This window comes from Brachyspira pilosicoli, from assembly GCF_008016535.1.
Classification (GTDB): Bacteria; Spirochaetota; Brachyspiria; order Brachyspirales; family Brachyspiraceae; genus Brachyspira; species Brachyspira pilosicoli_A.
The window spans coordinates 1-931 of record NZ_SAXY01000096.1 but is presented as its reverse complement, the minus strand read 5'-3'; the positions used below and the strand labels follow the sequence as shown (position 1 = coordinate 931).

The following is a 931-nucleotide window of genomic DNA, read 5'->3' as shown; positions in this document are numbered from 1 at the left end:
CTTTTATTTTTGTACCCTTTATAAACTCTGCCGACTTTTTATACCAAGCACTTACATAATCTAAATCCCCATACCCTTTCATATTATTAAATACTCTTTTCATCTCCTCGCTTTGCTCTTTGCTTTTCATTCTAGCACCCACAAAAGGAGGATTGCCGAGTATATACGAAAGCTCTTTTACATCTATTATATTTTTCCAATCAACCATTAAGGCATTTTCATTTTTTATAACTGCCGATTTTTTTAATGGTATTCTTTCAAATGCCCTTCCAAACTTTACAGATAGTTTTAAATTCATCAAATGGTCCATAAGCCATAAAGCAACTTCAGCAATCTTAGCAGGAAATTCATTTATCTCTATGCCGTAAAAATTATCAACATCTATCAAAGATAAATTTGAAATATCTATATACAATATTCCGTCTTTTAAATCCTCTTTATGAATCTCTGTTAATATATCTATTTCTAATTGTCTTATTTCTCTGTACGCTATAATCAAAAAGTTTCCGCATCCGCAGGCAGGGTCTAAAAATTTTAATGCTGATATTTTTTGATGCAGCTCTTTTAATTTGTTTTTATTTGTCTTTACTTTTTCAAACTCTTCTCTTAATTCATCTAAAAATAATGCACTTATAGTTTTCATTATATTTTTTTCGCTTGTATAATGTTCCCCAAAACTTCTTCTCTTTTCCTTATCAGCAACACATTGAAAAAGCGAACCGAATACAGCAGGAGATATATTGCTCCAATCAAAATAACAGCATTCAAGCAAAGCACTTCTCATCTCTTTATCAAACGAAGGTATCTTAACTGCATTTTCAAATAAAGACCCATTAATATAAGGAAACTCTTTTAATGTTTCATCTAAATTAGTTTGTCTCTCTTCTATTTTTGTATCAAGCACTTCAAATAATTGATGAAGCCATATTCC

Annotated in this window: 1 protein-coding gene; it reads right to left on the bottom strand. The window is 30.3% G+C overall.

Translation table 11 applies throughout. The annotated features are described in order from the left end of the window. On the bottom strand, window positions 1-931 hold a 931-nt coding region (locus EPJ72_RS12870), incomplete at both ends, for a DNA methyltransferase (protein ID WP_147732505.1).